General features: G+C 65.7%; 14 protein-coding genes. 5 read left to right on the top strand and 9 right to left on the bottom strand.

The window, feature by feature from the left end; all coding sequences use genetic code 11:
• Positions 1 to 217: 217 nt before the first annotated feature.
• Together K359_RS0106200 and K359_RS0106195 are read left to right on the top strand one after the other, a co-directional pair.
• The gene (locus K359_RS0106200) at positions 218 to 613 is read left to right on the top strand and encodes a hypothetical protein (RefSeq protein WP_245284525.1); all 396 of its coding nucleotides are present in this window, start codon (positions 218 to 220) and stop codon (positions 611 to 613) included.
• 189 nt (positions 614 to 802) lie between these two features.
• Positions 803 to 1,417: a TerC family protein gene (locus K359_RS0106195; protein ID WP_029078563.1), complete on the top strand. Its 615-nt coding sequence runs from the start codon at positions 803 to 805 to the stop codon at positions 1,415 to 1,417.
• A 62-nt stretch (positions 1,418 to 1,479) separates the two neighbouring features.
• Here K359_RS0106195 and K359_RS0106190 read toward each other — a convergent pair whose 3' ends face one another.
• The 4 genes from K359_RS0106190 to K359_RS0106175 all read right to left on the bottom strand — a co-directional run bounded on the left by K359_RS0106190 (position 1,480) and on the right by K359_RS0106175 (position 6,254).
• Positions 1,480 to 2,199: an RraA family protein gene (locus K359_RS0106190; protein WP_029078562.1), complete on the bottom strand. Its 720-nt coding sequence runs from the start codon at positions 2,197 to 2,199 to the stop codon at positions 1,480 to 1,482.
• 269 nt (positions 2,200 to 2,468) lie between these two features.
• On the bottom strand, positions 2,469 to 3,347 hold the full coding sequence (gene pssA, locus K359_RS0106185) for a CDP-diacylglycerol--serine O-phosphatidyltransferase (protein ID WP_029078561.1): 879 nt from the start codon (positions 3,345 to 3,347) through the stop codon (positions 2,469 to 2,471).
• 78 nt (positions 3,348 to 3,425) lie between these two features.
• On the bottom strand, positions 3,426 to 4,124 hold the full coding sequence (locus K359_RS0106180; protein WP_029078560.1) for a phosphatidylserine decarboxylase: 699 nt from the start codon (positions 4,122 to 4,124) through the stop codon (positions 3,426 to 3,428).
• A gap of 141 nt (positions 4,125 to 4,265) precedes the next feature.
• A complete protein-coding gene (locus K359_RS0106175) occupies positions 4,266 to 6,254 on the bottom strand; it encodes an ABC transporter ATP-binding protein/permease (RefSeq protein WP_029078559.1) in 1,989 nt (662 codons plus the stop codon).
• Positions 6,255 to 6,491: 237 nt separating this feature from the next.
• On the opposite strand from K359_RS0106175, the gene K359_RS0106170 reads away from it, so the two are divergent.
• Positions 6,492 to 7,097, top strand: a complete 606-nt coding sequence (locus K359_RS0106170) for a TIGR00730 family Rossman fold protein (protein WP_029078558.1) — start codon at positions 6,492 to 6,494, stop codon at positions 7,095 to 7,097.
• A gap of 155 nt (positions 7,098 to 7,252) precedes the next feature.
• Here K359_RS0106170 and K359_RS0106165 read toward each other — a convergent pair whose 3' ends face one another.
• The 4 genes from K359_RS0106165 to cysS form a co-directional block, all read right to left on the bottom strand.
• On the bottom strand, positions 7,253 to 7,630 hold the full coding sequence (locus tag K359_RS0106165; RefSeq protein WP_029078557.1) for a VOC family protein: 378 nt from the start codon (positions 7,628 to 7,630) through the stop codon (positions 7,253 to 7,255).
• Between the two features lie 156 nt (positions 7,631 to 7,786).
• Positions 7,787 to 9,385 carry a citramalate synthase gene (gene cimA, locus K359_RS0106160; RefSeq protein ID WP_029078556.1) on the bottom strand — a complete coding sequence of 533 codons (1,599 nt, stop codon included), beginning with the start codon at positions 9,383 to 9,385 and terminating at the stop codon, positions 7,787 to 7,789.
• On the bottom strand, positions 9,382 to 9,888 hold the full coding sequence (locus K359_RS0106155) for a GNAT family N-acetyltransferase (protein ID WP_029078555.1): 507 nt from the start codon (positions 9,886 to 9,888) through the stop codon (positions 9,382 to 9,384). The genes cimA and K359_RS0106155 overlap by 4 nt, the downstream gene beginning before the upstream one ends.
• Entirely contained in the window at positions 9,885 to 11,300 is a 1,416-nt protein-coding gene (cysS, locus tag K359_RS0106150) for a cysteine--tRNA ligase (RefSeq protein WP_029078554.1), read from the bottom strand. The genes K359_RS0106155 and cysS overlap by 4 nt, the downstream gene beginning before the upstream one ends.
• 298 nt (positions 11,301 to 11,598) lie before the next feature.
• Between cysS and K359_RS0106145 the strand changes: the two genes are divergently transcribed.
• Both K359_RS0106145 and K359_RS0106140 read left to right on the top strand, forming a co-directional pair.
• Positions 11,599 to 11,907 (top strand): hypothetical protein, encoded by a 309-nt coding sequence (locus K359_RS0106145; protein ID WP_029078553.1) that lies wholly within the window; start codon positions 11,599 to 11,601, stop codon positions 11,905 to 11,907.
• Between the two features lie 149 nt (positions 11,908 to 12,056).
• A complete protein-coding gene (locus K359_RS0106140; RefSeq protein WP_029078552.1) occupies positions 12,057 to 13,220 on the top strand; it encodes a DUF2865 domain-containing protein in 1,164 nt (387 codons plus the stop codon).
• Between the two features lie 3 nt (positions 13,221 to 13,223).
• Here the strand turns inward: K359_RS0106140 and K359_RS0106135 are convergent, their stop codons facing one another.
• Positions 13,224 to 14,975 (bottom strand): NAD+ synthase, encoded by a 1,752-nt coding sequence (locus tag K359_RS0106135; protein ID WP_029078551.1) that lies wholly within the window; start codon positions 14,973 to 14,975, stop codon positions 13,224 to 13,226.
• Positions 14,976 to 15,021: the final 46 nt, after the last annotated feature.

Raw genomic sequence — 15,021 nt, 5'->3', positions numbered from 1 at the left:
TCGGCCTCCTGGTTCCTGACGCGCCGCAGGCGGCGCTCATCGACGTGATGGTTCGGGATTTTATCACCAAACACGACCTCATCCCCGCAGAAAGATGGCCCCAAGGGCGTTGCTGACCAGTGCAAATACGATGCCTGCATGGTCAGCTTGTCGCGCGACCTGCAGTCGCGCGGCGCCGCGCCGCGCGTCAAGGTGAATGCGTTCTGATATCGTCGAGATGAACGACAAGGCCAGGATCGGCAAGGGTCGGAAAGGATCGGCAGGGATCGAAATGTCCTCGACCATTCCAGACCGGATTTTGCGGAAGGCTCCCTCGCTGGAGCCGTACGGCATGCTCCTGCTGTTCGGCGTGCTCACCGCGCTGCCGATCATCCTGACGGTTCGTCTGGTTGAGCCCGCACTCGTGCTGCCCGCGCTCAGCCTGTTGTTGTTCGCTGAGGCAGCCATTACCGCGATGGCCGCGTGCGTGATCCACGTGCGCAGCAGCGCGGCGAACCTCACGCTGTGGGATTTTGCCGGGGCGTTCACCTTCATGGGGTGCGCGGCGGCGATCCTCGGCGAGCCGGATCAGGCGGCGCTGTTCTTCGAGGAACAGGCCGCGCTGCGTCGGTAACGCGACCGTAATCCCAGGCCGGGCCCCTCTGGCAGCCACAAGCTGCGATGTCGGACTGGAACTCAGTTGGAGTGGCCCTGCTTCGACCCGCGACGTGACCAGCGTCGTGGCGGATTTTCCGTCCGCATGACGGCAACAGCCGGCGTCGTCGAACCGGTCCACTCCCCGACCTCAAGGGGAGCATGATCCATGTCCGACCTGTTTTCACTCGACGCCCTCAGCGCATTGCTGCAAGTCGTGGTCATCGACCTCGTGCTGGCCGGCGACAACGCCGTCGTGATCGGCCTTGCCGCGGCCGGCCTGCCGCAGAAGCAACGCGGCAAGGCGATCCTGATCGGCATCGGCGCCGCCACGCTGCTGCGCATCCTGTTCGCCCTTGTCACCACACAACTGATGCAGATCGTCGGCCTGCTATTGGCTGGCGGCATCCTGCTGATGTGGGTGTGCTGGAAGATGTGGCGCGAGCTGCGCGCCACCGAACACGAGACCACGACCGCGCATGGCGGGACCGAGGCGCCGCGCAAGACGCTGCTGCAGGCGACGACCCAGATCATCGTCGCCGACGTCTCGATGTCGCTCGACAACGTGCTGGCCGTGGCAGGTGCGGCGCGCGAGCAGCCGATCGTGCTGGTGTTCGGGCTCGCGCTCTCGATCGCGATGATGGGCGCGGCCGCCAGCTTCATCGCAAAACTGCTGCAGAACCATCGCTGGATCGCCTATGTCGGCCTGGCCGTGATCTTGTACGTCGCCATCGACATGACGGTGCGCGGCGCGTCCGAGATCGCGAAGGTCGCGCCGGCGTGAGGCTGAAGGCAAAACGGCGGGCCTCATGGCCCGCCGTTCCTAGTTCGACAGCGCATGCTGCCTCAGTGAATTTCCGCCGAGCGCTTCAGCGCTTCCTTCAACTTCTCGAGCGTGAAATCCTTGCTGCGCGCGATGTCCAGGATCGGGGTCTCGCGGCGGCCGCAGAGCTCGGCGGCTTCCGGCAGCTTGGCCGCGATCTCGTGGGGGATCACGATCGCGCCGTGGCTGTCGGCGTGGATCAGATCGTCGGAGCGCACCGTCATGCCGGCGACACGGACCTCACCGCCGAAGCTCTCGGCATGTACCCAGGCGTGTGAAGGGCCGATCGAGCCGGCCAGCGCCTGGAAGCCCGGGGCCCATTGCGGGATGTCGCGGATCGAGCCGTCGGTGATGACGCCGAGGCAGCCGAGCGCCTTGTGTACGGCGCTCTGCACCTCGCCCCAGAACGCGCCGTAGCCGACATCGGGCCCGTCGATATCCTGGATCACGGAGATGCGCGGACCGAAGCCGGTGCCGACATATTCGTAATATTCGATGCGGCGCTTCGACTGCTCCTCGGCCGAGAGGCCGGACTTCAGCACCGAGCGGATCGCGACCGTGCGCGCATAGCCGACGATCGGCGGCAGCGTCGGGAACGGGCAGACCAGCGGCTTCACGGTGTAGCCGATCAGACGGCGCTCCGGCGCGACGATCTCCATCGCGTTGCAGATCGTCGGCGTGTCGTAGCGCGCCAACGCTTCAAGGACGGAGGCAGGAAGCGGGGCGGAAGCGGATGTCGTCACGGCGTTTCTCTCCTGATTTTTGGCGTTCGCTGGCCGGTCTTAGGCCTATAGCCGAGATCGGCGGCGAACCCAACCGAGCCACGCTCATGGCTGATATTTGGGAGAGAGCGAACGAACTTCATACCCGTCACCCTGAGGAGGCCGCACAGCGGCCGTCTCGAAGGGTCGACGGCCCCGCTGGTGGCCGTGCATACTTCGAGACGCGCTACGCGCTCCTCCGGCGACAAAGGCGAAGCCTTTGCGCGAGGATGACGGGGCAGGCAGATGTGTCAGTGCAAATGCGTCGGACGATCGTCCCGGTCACTCTCCGCGGCCGGTGCCGCGTAGGGCGCGGCAGCAGATGCCGGCGCGGCTGCACCCGCCGCCTGCGTCTGCGCGGCGAGGCTGCGCTCCTGGTCTCGATAGGACTTCCAGCCCCAGGGCAGGCTGATCAGATACAGCACCGAGCCGGCCGACAGGATGTGCCAGGGATAGCCGATCAACAGCGCCACGAAGAACACCACGGCGACGAACACCGGCAGCACCATCTCCGGCGGCACGCGCATCTTCACGGTCTTGCCGGAGAACACCGGCAGCCGCGATACCATCAGGAACGCGATCAAGAGCGTGTAGAACGCGGTCAGCGTCGCCGGCGGCATCGGCACGCCGAGGAAGGCGAGATAGATCGGCAGCAGCACGGTAATCGCGCCGGCCGGCGCCGGCACGCCGGTGAAATAATTGGCGGCGAAGGCCGGCTTGTTCGGATCGTCGATCGAGGCGTTGAAGCGCGCCAGCCGCAGGCCGCCGGAGATCGCGAACACCATCGCGGCGATCCAGCCGCCATTGTTCAGTTCATGCAGCGTCCAGAAATACAGGATCAGGCCCGGCGCGACGCCGAAATTGACGAAGTCGGCCAGGCTGTCGAGCTCGGCGCCGAATTTCGACTGGCCCTTGATCAGGCGCGCGACGCGGCCGTCGATGCCGTCGAGGATCGCGGCGAACACGATGGCGGCGACCGCAAGCTCCATCCGCCCTTCCGTCGACAGCCGGATCGCCGTGAGGCCGGCGCAGATCGCCAGCAGCGTGATCATGTTCGGCACGAGCATTCGCACCGGAATCGGGCGGAACCGCCGGCGGCGAAACTCGGTGGAATTGGGATCGGATGGCATCATGCTTGGTAATATAGCAAGCATGGCCCAGCTCCGCCATTGCACCGGGAACCAGCCGATAAAGCTGGGGAAACAGAGTTAATCGGCGCGGTAGGTGCGGCCCGGATCGGCGCCGCGGAAATCCGCCAAGATCGTCTCGCCGGCAACCGCGGTCTGGCCCTCGGAGACCAAAGCCTTGGTGCCCTCGGGCAGATAGACGTCGAGCCGCGAGCCGAAGCGGATCAGGCCGAAGCGCTCGCCGGCGCCGATCGACTGGCCTTCCTTGACGAAGCAGACGATGCGGCGCGCCACCAGGCCCGCGATCTGGACCACGCCGATGCGCCCGTTGGCGGTCGAGATGACAAGCGAATTGCGCTCATTGTCCTCGCTCGCCTTGTCGAGCTCGGCATTGATGAACGCGCCGGGCCGATAGGCGATGCGGTCGATGCGGCCGACCACTGGGCTACGGTTCACATGGCAGTTGAACACGCTCATGAAGACCGAGACGCGCGGCAAAGGCTTATCGCCGAGGCCGAGTTCGGCCGGCGGCAGCGCCTGCACCACCATCGAGACGCGGCCATCGGCTGGCGACACCACGATGCCGTCGCGCAGCGGCGTCACGCGGACGGGATCGCGGAAGAACAGCGCGCACCAGACCGTGAGCAGCGTGCCGATCCAGCCCAGCGGGGTCCAGATCCAGAACAGGATCAAGCTCGCCAGCGCGAATCCGCCGATGAAGGGATACCCCTCGGGGTGGATCGGCGGGATCTGCGCGCGGATGGAATTGGCGATCGACATCAAAGCTCGCTTGCGTTTCCCCGCCCGGTTTGGCGGGAGAGGCCCTAAAGCGCGATGGGATCATCGCTCTTTAGTTGGTTGTTTAAGCATGATCTTTTCGGAAAACCGCTTCGCACTTTTCCGGATCATGCCCTAAATCGACTATTCCGCGGCGGTCGGCAAGGGCTTCTCACCCGCAACCGGGGTGGAATCGTCAGAGGATTCGGTGACCGGCGGCGGCGGGCGATTCGGCGCCGGGCCATCGTCATCGACCTGGGCGAGCCGTTCGCGGGCCTCCTCGGCCTCGCGCTGCCGGTTCCACATGCTGGCGTAGAGGCCGCCGCCGGCCAAAAGCCGGGCATGGGTGCCGCGCTCGGCGATCCGGCCCTGGTCCAGCACGATGATCTCGTCGGCGCCGACGATGGTCGAGAGCCGATGCGCGATCACCAGCGAGGTGCGGTTGCGCGACACCCGCTCCAGCGCGCCCTGGATCTCGTGCTCGGTGTGGCTGTCGAGCGCAGACGTCGCCTCGTCCAGCACCAGGATCGGCGGCGCCTTCAGCACCGTGCGCGCGATCGCGACGCGCTGCTTCTCGCCGCCGGAGAGCTTTAAGCCGCGCTCGCCGACCTGGGTCTCATAGCCCTGCGGCGACATCCGGATGAAGCCGTCGATCTGCGCCAGCCGTGCCGCCTCCTCGACCTCCTCATTGCTGGCGTCCCAGCGGCCATAGCGGATGTTGTAGCGGATGGTGTCGTTGAACAGCACGGTGTCCTGCGGCACCATGCCGATCGCCGATCGCAGCGAGGCCTGCGTCACTGTCTTGATGTCCTGCCCGTCGATCAGGATGCGGCCGCTCGAAACGTCGTAGAGCCGGAACAGCAGCCGCGAGATCGTCGACTTGCCGGCGCCGGAGGGACCGACGATCGCGACCGTCTTGCCGGCCGGTACCTCGAAGCTCAGACCTTTAAGGATCGCCCGGTCGGGCTCGTAGGCGAAGCGGACATCCTCGAAGCGCACACTGCCTGTGGACACCGCAAGCGGCTTGGCGCCCGGCAAATCCTTGACCTCGGGATTGCGCTCCAGCACGTCGAACATCTTCTCGATGTCGATGATCGCCTGCTTGATCTCGCGATAGACCATGCCCATGAAATTCAAGGGCTGGTAGAGCTGGATCATCATCGAATTGATCAGCACGAAATCGCCGACGGTGTGGGTGCCGTTGCGGATGCCAAACGCGCACATCAGCATGGTCGCGGTCAGGCCCGCGGTGAAGATGATCGCCTGCCCGGTGTTGAGCACCGCAAGCGAGGTATAGGTCTTCACGCTGGCCTGCTCGTAGCGCTCCATCGAGCGGTCGTAGCGGCTGGCCTCGCGTTCCTCGGCGCCGAAATACTTCACCGTCTCGTAGTTGAGCAGCGAGTCGATCGCCTTGGTGTTCGCCTCGGTATCGGAATCGTTCATCTTGCGGCGGATCTCGATCCGCCACTCGGTCGCAATGTAGGTGAAGTACATGAACACGACGACGGTCAGCAGCACGGCGAGCACATAGCGCCAGTCGAACTGCCAGAGCAGCACCGCAGCCAGCAGCGCGACCTCGACGATGGTCGGGATCAGCTGCAGGATCACCATCCGCACGATGGTCTCGATGCCGGAGCGGCCGCGCTCCAGCACGCGGGTCAGGCCGCCGGTCTTGCGCTCGAGATGGAAGCGCAGCGACAATTCGTGCATGTGCACGAAGGTGATGTAGGCGAGCCGCCGCACCGCATGCATCGCGACGCGGGCGAAAATGCCGTCGCGCCACTGCGTCAGCACCGCCATGATGATGCGCACCGCGCCGTAGCTGATCGTCATCAGCACCGGAGAGGCGATCAGCCACACCACCCAGTTCGAGGCCGCGACCGGCGCCGAGCCCGTGCCGTTCAGCGCGTCGATCGCCCATTTGAAGGTGAACGGCACCGACAGCGTCGCGAGCTTGGCGAACAGCAGCAGCACCACCGACCAGATCACGCGCGTCTTCAGATCGGCGCGATCGCCCGGCCAGATATAGGGCCAGAGATGAACGAGGGTGCCGACCAGCGTCCCCTTCTCGACGGCCGGCGCCGCGGCCGCGGGCGCTGCAGCAGCGGTCACATGAGGTTGCGGCGGCACCATCAGGAGCCCGCCCGCGCCAGGAGGGTAACGAAGAGCACTGCCATGCCGGCGCGGCGGTCCGCTGCCACAGCTTTTCCACGATTTGCCATTGTGCTCGTCATATAGATCGTTTGAATGTCGCGTACAGGCTTATGGCGAAATTTGTTCGCGATTCGCGGGAATTTACGGGATTTTTTGACCCTCAATCCCCATATGCGAGTCTTGACCCTGTTTACGCTGCAGTGCCACAAGGAACGTATGAACCAAATCAAGACTGTCTGTGTTTATTGCGGCTCCGGCCCCGGTAACAATCCCCGCTTCATCGAAGCTGCCATCGCGCTCGGCAAGAGCTTTGCCGAAAACAATGTGCGCCTGGTCTATGGCGGCGGCTCGATCGGCCTGATGGGCGCGGTGGCAAAATCCACCCTCGACCATGGCGGCTCGGTCACCGGCATCATTCCCGAATTCCTGCGCGCGCGCGAGAACGCGCTGACCTCAGTTCAGGAGATGATCGTCACACCCGACATGCATGAACGCAAGCGGCTGATGTTCGAGCGCTCGGATGCGTTCGTGGCGCTACCCGGCGGCATCGGCACGCTGGAGGAGCTGGTCGAGCAATTGACCTGGCAGCAGCTCGGCCGTCACCACAAGCCGATCCTGCTCGCCAACATCGACAACTTCTGGGAACCCCTGCTCTCGCTGCTGAGCCACATGCGCACGACCGAATTCATCCGCGCGACGCTTCCGATCAACGTGCTGATGGCCGACCGCGTCGACGATATCCTGCCGCGGCTCCGTTCCGCGGTGGCTGGAAAGCCGGCGGCCGCGAAGGAACTCGCGCCGGAAGTGGCGCGGCGGCTGTAACGTCTCGGGCTCGCAGCTCCTACACCGTCATGCTGAGGAGGCCGCGCGGCGGCCGTCTCGAAGCACGACGGCCCAACTGTGGCCGTGCATCCTTCGAGACGCGTTACGCGCTCCTCAGGATGACGGGTCGGGATAATCGAACGCCTGATTTAAACTCACTCGCTCGGAAACGTCACGGCCTCGATGCGGTTGCCGTCGGGGTCGAGGACGAAGGCGGCGTAGTAGCGCACCCGGTCGTGCGGGCGCAGGCCGGGGGCGCCATCGGATAAGCCGCCGGAGGCCAGCGCGGCGGCATGGAAGGCATCGACCTCGGCGGTGGTCTTGGCGCGCAGGCAGATATGGCTGCCGCTCTCATGCGCGACCTGCGCCATCGTGGCGCGCAGATTGATCCAGAATTCGGGATAGGCCTTGCCGAAGCCGATCGTCGCCGGCCGCGTGACCACACGGGTCAGGCCGAGCGCGGCCAGCGTCGGTTCGTAGAACCGCGCGGCGCGCTCGAGATCGCGGACGCCGACGGAGACGTGGTCGATCATGCAAGCGCCCTCCTCGTTATGCTGTCATTCCGGGGCGATGCGAAGCATCGAACTATGATGTGCAATTGCACATCTGAGAATCTCGAGATTCTCAGGTGCGCAATTGCGAACCATAGTTCGCGTCTTCAACGCGCCCCGGAATGACGGCCTAGCCACTCACACCGGCGCGCCCGACTTCACCAGCTTGTAGACCAATGAATCCATCAGCGCCTGGAACGAGGCGTCGATGATGTTGGGCGACACGCCGACCGTAGTCCAGCTGTCACCGGTCTCGTCCTCGCTCTCGATCAGCACGCGCGTGACCGCCTCGGAGCCGCCATTGAGGATACGCACGCGGTAATCGATCAGCTTCAGCCCGTCGATATATTTCTGGTACTTGCCGAGATCCTTGCGCAGCGCCACGTCGAGCGCATTGACCGGACCGTTGCCTTCGGCGGCCGAGATCAGCCGCTCGCCGTCGACGTCGACCTTCACCACCGCGAGCGCCACCGTGACGCGCTGGCCGTTGGCGTTGTAGCGCTGCTCGACATTAACGTCGAACTGCTCGACCTTGAAATATTCCGGCACCTTGCCGAGCGTGCGCCGCGCCAGGAGCTCGAACGAGGCGTTGGCGGATTCATAGGCGAAGCCGGCGGCCTCGCGCTCCTTCAGCTCCTCGACCAGACGGGTCAGCCGCGGATCGCCCTTGTCATAGACGATGCCGGCGCGGTCGAGTTCGGCCATCACGTTGGAGCGGCCCGCCTGGTCGGAGACCAGCACCTTGCGGTGGTTGCCGACCAACTCCGGCAGCACGTGCTCGTAGGTCTGCGGATCCTTCATGACCGCGGAGGCATGGATGCCGGTCTTGGTGACGAAGGCGCTCTCGCCGACATAGGCCGCATGGCGATTGGGCGCGCGGTTCAGCATGTCGTCGAGCGTGCGCGACACCTTCATCAGTGTCGCCATCTTCTCCGCGGTGACGCCGATCTCGAACTTCTCGGCAAACTCCTGCTTCAGCTTCAAGGTCGGGATCAGCGAGCAGAGATTGGCGTTGCCGCAGCGCTCGCCGAGGCCGTTGAGCGTGCCCTGGATCTGCCGCGCGCCGGCGCGCACCGCGGCGAGCGAATTGGCCACCGCCTGCTCGGTGTCATTATGGGCGTGGATGCCGACATGGGCGCCCGGCACATGCTTGATCACGTCGCCGACGATGGTCTCGACCTCATGCGGCATGGTGCCGCCATTGGTATCGCACAGCACCACCCAGCGCGCGCCGGCCTCATAGGCCGCTTTCGCGCAGGCGAGCGCATAGTCGCGGTTCTCCTTGTAGCCGTCGAAGAAATGCTCGCAGTCGACCATCACCTCGCGGCCGAGCGCCTTCGCAGCCGCGACGCTGTCGCGGATCGAGGCGAGGTTCTCCTCGTTGGTGGTCTCGAGTGCGACGCGGACCTGGTAGGCGGAGGATTTTGCGACGAAGCAGATCGCGTCCGCCCTGGCCTCGAGGATGGCGGCAAGCCCCGGATCGTTCGACGCCGAGCGGCCCGGCCGCCGCGTCATGCCGAAGGCGGTGAAGCGCGCATGGTCGAAGACCGGCTTCCTGCTGAAGAACTCGCTGTCGGTCGGATTGGCGCCGGGATAGCCGCCCTCGACATAGTCGATGCCGAGCTGGTCGAGCATCGCCGCGATCACCTGCTTGTCCTGCAGCGTGAAATCGACGCCGTTGGTCTGCGCACCGTCGCGCAGCGTGGTGTCGAACAGATAGAGGCGTTCGCGGCTCATGCGTGGCCTCCCGGCGTCGCGACACCGTCGAGCGTCTTCTGCATCGTGGTGTTGGCGAGCCATTCGTCGTTGACGGTGACTGTATTGCGCTGCTGCGCGACGTAGCCGCGCTTGCGGAAGAATTCCAGCGCGGTGTCGCTGGCGTCGACCTTCAGGGCCTTGGTGCCGCGGGCGCTCGCGATCTTCTCCAGCGCGTCGCACAGCGCGCTGCCCGCACCCTGCCCCACCGCGCTCGGATGCACATAGAGCATGTCGATGTGATCGGCCCCCTTCAGCGAGGCGAAGCCGACCGGCGCGCCCTGCAATGTCGCGATCAGCGTCAGCTGCCCGGCGAGCTTCTTGCCGAAGGCCTCCTCGTCGTCGGCGGCCCCCGCCCAGGCTTCCTGCTGCGCCTCGCTGTAATCGTCGCCGGTCAGGTCCATGATCGAGGCCGTGAAGATCGCCGCCAGCAGCGGCGCGTCGTCGGGCAGATACGGGCGCAATGCGGGTGCGGAGCGGCTCATCGCGCAACCTCCCAGGTGGTCATCGGCTTGCCGTCGGCGTCCTTGCCATCCTTGATCACCACGCCCATCGCGGCGAGTTGATCGCGTATCCGGTCGGACTCCTTGAAGTCCTTGCGCGCGCGCGCCGCGGTGCGCTCGGCGAGCAGCGCCTCGACGGCGGCAGCATCGACGCCGCTCGCCTGCTGCTTGCGCCCCTCCCACGCGGCCGCGCTCTCCGACAGGAAGCCGAGCAGCCGGAGCGAACCGGCAAACTCCTTGCGGCTCTGCTCGCTCGCCGACGCGGCGTTGCGGAGGCCATGCAGCACCGCGATCGCCTGCGCCGTGTTGAGGTCGTCGTAAAGCGCCTCGACCATCGCCGGCGATGGCGCGCCGGGCTCGGCATCGGCCGCAACCGCATACCAGTCGTCGAGCGTTCGCGCGGCCTCCTCCGCGCTTTTGAGCGTCCAGTCGAGCGGCGAGCGGTAATGCGTCCGCAACATGCTGAGCCGCAGCACTTCGCCCGGCCAATCGGCCAGGAGATCGCGGATCGTGAAGAAGTTGCCGAGCGACTTCGACATCTTCTCGCTTTCGATCTGCAGGAAGCCGTTGTGCATCCAGACATTGGCCATGCGGTCGGAGTTGAACGCGCAGCAGGTCTGTGCGAGCTCGTTCTCATGGTGCGGGAACACCAGGTCGATGCCGCCGCCATGGATGTCGAACTTCTCGCCGAGATGCTTCCAGGCCATCGCCGAGCACTCGATGTGCCAGCCGGGCCGGCCCTCGACCGCGATGCCTGATGGCGACGGCCATGACGGCTCGCCCGGCTTGGACGGCTTCCACAGCACGAAGTCGGTGTTGTCGCGCTTGTAAGGCGCGACATCGACGCGGGCGCCGGCGATCATCTCGTCGAGCGAACGCTTCGACAGCGCACCGTAGCGCGGCAGCTCCGAATTGGCCGCGTTCATAGCCTGCGGCGAGAACAGCACGTGATCCTCGGCGACATAGGCAAAGCCGCCGGCGACCAGTCTCTCGATGATCGCGCGCATCTCCGGGATGTGCTCGGTGGCGCGCGGCTGCACCGTGGGCGGCAAGCAGCCCAGCGCCGTGACGTCGTCCTGGTATTGCTGATAGGTCTGCTCGGTGACCTTGCGGATCGCCTCGTTCAGCGGCACGCCGGGATAATCCCGCGCGGCACGGACGTTGATCTTGTCGTCGACGTCGGTGACGTTCCGGACATAGGTCACGTGGCCGGCGCCATAGCGATGGCGCAGCATGCGGAACAGCACGTCGAAAACAACAGCGGCGCGGCCGTTGCCGATATGGGCGAAGTCATAGACCGTCGGTCCGCAGGCATACATGCGGACGTTATTGGCATCGAGCGGCACGAACGGCCGCTTCTCCCGGGTCAACGTGTCGTAAAGGCGCAATTCCATGGATCACCTGTCCTCGCGGCCGGGCGTCCAGTGATCTCAGGGTGATTGAGAAAAGACGGCCTCAGCCAGCGAATCGCTAGCTAATAATCTCCCGGCAAATGCTGCAGATGGCGAGGTGGCCGTTCATGGTTCCATCCTGTCTCATGCCCCCTGCATGGCGTCAAGGGGCTGTTTTCGGGCGATTTGCAGCGCCCGGGGCGGGCCAAAATCACGCCAACGCCCTCATGGTTAATCATTATTGAGCATTTGGGCGTATCGGGAGGGCCAGCGGATTCCCCGCCATTTTCACTGGTGCACCATGCGGCCCATTTCAGCATTGATTGCCTGCACGTTCTTCCTTGTCTCCTCGGCCGCGCTAGCCGACAGCCGCGTCTTCATCATCGCCAACCAGGCCGACGGCTACGGCATCGACCAATGTCTGGCGCGCGGCGACCGCTGCGGCGCCTCCGCCGCCCGCGCCTATTGCCAGTCACGCGATTTTGCGCAGGCCACCAATTACCGCCGCGTCGATCCGGACGAGATCACCGGCGCGGTTCCGCACGCCGCGAACGAGAAATGCAGCGGCAATGTCTGTGGCGAATACGTCGCCATCACCTGCCAGCGCTGAGGCCGCGGCAAGCCGCTGGTCAAGCGGGGTTATTGCCACACCGGCGCCCCGGAAACGACGTGACGCTGCCCCGAGAAACGGCTATTGCAAGCGGCTTGGCCGCGCGCTTTGGCGTTGATCGCCGCGCGGCGTCGTTTTAATGGCCGGATATGCCCAATAGCCCCTGTTCTCGCTTCTCTCGCTGGCTTCTGACCGGCGCCGTGCTGGCCGGCATCGCCCTGCCAGCCACGGGCGCCTTCGCGCAGGTGCCCCCGGGCCCGCCTGGCCCGGCCCCCCAGGGCGCGCAGGCAAATCCGCAAGCCAATCCGATGTGCGGACGGCTCGAAGGCCAGCTGGCGGCGATTGATCGTGGCGGCGGCACCGGCGATCCGGCCAAGGACGAGCAAATCCGCCGCTATCAGGATGCGGCCACAAGGCAGCAGGGCGAGCTCGATCGCGTGACGGCGCAGGCCCGGCGCATGGGCTGCGACAGTTCCGGCTTCTTTTCGCTCTTCAATAACAACTCGGCGCAGTGCGGTCCGGTCAACACCCAGATCCAGCAGATGCGCGCCAATCTCGACCAGATCACCTCGAATCTGGAGCGGCTGCGCTCCGGCGGACTCGGCGGCGCCGACCGCGAGAACCAGCGCCGCTCAGTGCTGACCGCGCTCGCGCAGAACAATTGCGGCCCGCAATATGCCGCGGCGGCGCGCGGCCCCGGCAATTTTATCGAGAACCTGTTCGGCGGCGGCCAAAACAATCCCAATCCGCTGCCCCCGCCCGACGCGCAATATGGCGCGCAGTCCGGCACCTTCCGCACGGTCTGCGTCCGCACCTGCGACGGCGCCTATTTCCCGATCTCGTTCGCGACCTCGCAGGCACGCTTCGGCGCCGACGAGCAAATTTGCAAGGCGCAGTGCCCTGCCGCGGAAGCCAGCCTGTTCACCTACCGGAATCCCGGCGAGGACATCAACCAGGCGGTCTCGATCAACGGCCAGTCCTACTCGTCGCTGCCGAACGCCTTCAAGTACCGCACCGAGTTCAACCCGTCCTGCTCCTGCAAGCCGGCCGGCCAGAGCTGGGCGGAGGCGCTGAAGGCCGTCGACGACAAGGCGTCCGCCGAGCAGCAGGGCGACATCATCGTCACTGAGGAGAGCGCGCGGAAGATGCAGCAGCGGGCTCAGACCAAGGCTGCCGCCGGCAAGAAGGGTGCGCCGGCCGCGGCAGCGCCGCAGCAGCCTGCCGCCGCTGACGCCACGGCGCCGGCCGCGCCCGCGAGCGACGGCCAGATCCGCACCGTCGGACCGACCTTTATTCCGCAGAAGAAGCAGTAAGGTTTACCCCTCGAACGCTTCGGCCGACGCGCGCGAGGTGCGGGTCACCAGCTTGTCGTCGGGCTCCGGCAAGGCCTGGCCGAAATCGCGGAAGCGGTTGGTGATGGGATAGCGGCGGTCGCGGCCGAAATTCTTGCGCGTTACCTTCACGCCCGGCGCGGCCTGCCGCCGCTTGTATTCGGCGATGTTGAGCAGGCGATCGATGCGGGTCACCACGTCGCGGTCGAAGCCGGCGGCGATGATGGTCGCAAGCGGCTCCTCGCGCTCCACCAGCCGCTCGAGGATCGCATCCAGCACGTCATAGGGCGGCAGCGAATCCTGGTCGGTCTGGTTCTCGCGCAACTCCGCGGTCGGCGGCCGGATGATGATGTTGACCGGAATCACCTCGCCCGACGGTCCCAGTGCGCCGTCCGGCTTCCAGGCATTGCGCAGGCTCGACAGGCGGAACACCTCGGTCTTGTAGATGTCCTTGATCGGGTTGAAGCCGCCGTTCATGTCGCCGTAAAGCGTGGCGTAGCCGACCGACATTTCCGACTTGTTGCCTGTCGTCACCACCATGGCGCCGGTCTTGTTGGAGATCGCCATCAACAGCGTGCCGCGGGCGCGCGCCTGCAGATTCTCCTCGGTGATGTCGCGCTCCAGCCCCTTGAACACCGGCGCGAGAATCGCCTCGAACCCGTTGACGGCGTCGGCGATCGGCAGCACCTCGTAGCGGATGCCGAGCGCGGTCGCGAGCTTGGCGGCATCGTCGAGCGAAACCTGCGCGGTGTAGCGGAACGGCAGCATCACGCCGCGCACCTTGTCGGCGCCGAGCGCATCGACCGCGATCGCCGCGCACAGCGCCGAGTCGATGCCGCCGGAGACGCCGAGCAGCACGCCGGGAAAGCCATTCTTGCGGACATAGTCGCGCAGCCCGAGCACACAGGCCGCGTAGTCGGCCTTGTCGCCCTCGAGCTGCGGCGTGATCGGCCCGTTGCAGCGCCAGCCGTCCGCCGTCTTGCGCCAGATCAGCGTCGTGATGTTCTCCTCGAACGCCGGCAGCTGCGCTGCCACCGAAAGATCGGCATTCAGCGCAAACGAGGCGCCGTCGAAGATCAATTCGTCCTGGCCGCCCATCTCGTTGAGATAGATCAGCGGCAGCCCGCTCTCGGTGACGCGCGCGACCACGATCGAGAGACGCAGATCAGCCTTGTCGCGGGCATAGGGCGAGCCGTTCGGCACGATCAGGATCTCGGCGCCGGTCTCGGCGAGGCACTCGACGACGTTCTCGTATTCCTCCGACTCCTCGAGCCAGATGTCCTCGCAGATCGGCACGCCGATGCGAACGCCGCGCACCGTCACCGGGCCCGATGCCGGGCCGCGCGCGAACAGCCGCTTCTCGTCGAACACGCCATAGTTCGGCAGATTGGCCTTGTAGCGCAGCGCGGCGATGCGGCCCTCGTCGAGCAACGCGCAGGCATTGTAGAGCTTGCCGTCCTCGACCCAGGGCGTGCCGATCAGCATGGCCGGGCCGCCATCGGCGGTTTCGCGCGCCAGTTCCTCGATCGCGGCGCGGCAGGCCGACTGGAACGCCGGCTTGAGCACCAGATCCTCCGGCGGATAGCCGGCGACGAACAGCTCCGACAGCACCACAAGGTCGGCGCCGTCTGCCTTGGCCTTCTCGCGCGCGGCACGCGCCTTCGCGGCGTTGCCGGTGACGTCACCGACCGTCGGATTGAGTTGCGCCAGGGTGATCTTGATCTGTTGTTCGCTCATATCGTCATGTTGTCCCGCACAAGGGCAAACTTCAATGGTCGTCCGG

Origin of the sequence: Bradyrhizobium sp. th-b2, from assembly GCF_000426785.1 — a bacterium.
In the GTDB taxonomy this organism is placed as follows: Bacteria; Pseudomonadota; Alphaproteobacteria; order Rhizobiales; family Xanthobacteraceae; genus Bradyrhizobium; species Bradyrhizobium septentrionale.
This window is presented reverse-complemented; position numbering and strand designations above follow the sequence as displayed.

Bases quoted from the DNA above. Each gene is read 5' to 3' on its own strand.
- K359_RS0106170 (WP_029078558.1), top strand. From the start codon at position 6,492: ATGAACCAAATCAAGACTGTCTGTGTTTATTGCGGCTCCGGCCCCGGT.
- K359_RS0106145 (WP_029078553.1), top strand. From the start codon at position 11,599: ATGCGGCCCATTTCAGCATTGATTGCCTGCACGTTCTTCCTTGTCTCC.
- K359_RS0106140 (WP_029078552.1), top strand. From the start codon at position 12,057: ATGCCCAATAGCCCCTGTTCTCGCTTCTCTCGCTGGCTTCTGACCGGC.
- cysS (WP_029078554.1), bottom strand. From the start codon at position 11,300: ATGGAATTGCGCCTTTACGACACGTTGACCCGGGAGAAGCGGCCGTTC.
- K359_RS0106135 (WP_029078551.1), bottom strand. From the start codon at position 14,975: ATGAGCGAACAACAGATCAAGATCACCCTGGCGCAACTCAATCCGACG.
- K359_RS0106175 (WP_029078559.1), bottom strand. From the start codon at position 6,254: ATGGTGCCGCCGCAACCTCATGTGACCGCTGCTGCAGCGCCCGCGGCC.
- K359_RS0106180 (WP_029078560.1), bottom strand. From the start codon at position 4,124: ATGTCGATCGCCAATTCCATCCGCGCGCAGATCCCGCCGATCCACCCC.
- K359_RS0106200 (WP_245284525.1), top strand. From the start codon at position 218: ATGAACGACAAGGCCAGGATCGGCAAGGGTCGGAAAGGATCGGCAGGG.
- pssA (WP_029078561.1), bottom strand. From the start codon at position 3,347: ATGCCATCCGATCCCAATTCCACCGAGTTTCGCCGCCGGCGGTTCCGC.
- K359_RS0106165 (WP_029078557.1), bottom strand. From the start codon at position 7,630: ATGATCGACCACGTCTCCGTCGGCGTCCGCGATCTCGAGCGCGCCGCG.
- K359_RS0106195 (WP_029078563.1), top strand. From the start codon at position 803: ATGTCCGACCTGTTTTCACTCGACGCCCTCAGCGCATTGCTGCAAGTC.
- cimA (WP_029078556.1), bottom strand. From the start codon at position 9,385: ATGAGCCGCGAACGCCTCTATCTGTTCGACACCACGCTGCGCGACGGT.
- K359_RS0106155 (WP_029078555.1), bottom strand. From the start codon at position 9,888: ATGAGCCGCTCCGCACCCGCATTGCGCCCGTATCTGCCCGACGACGCG.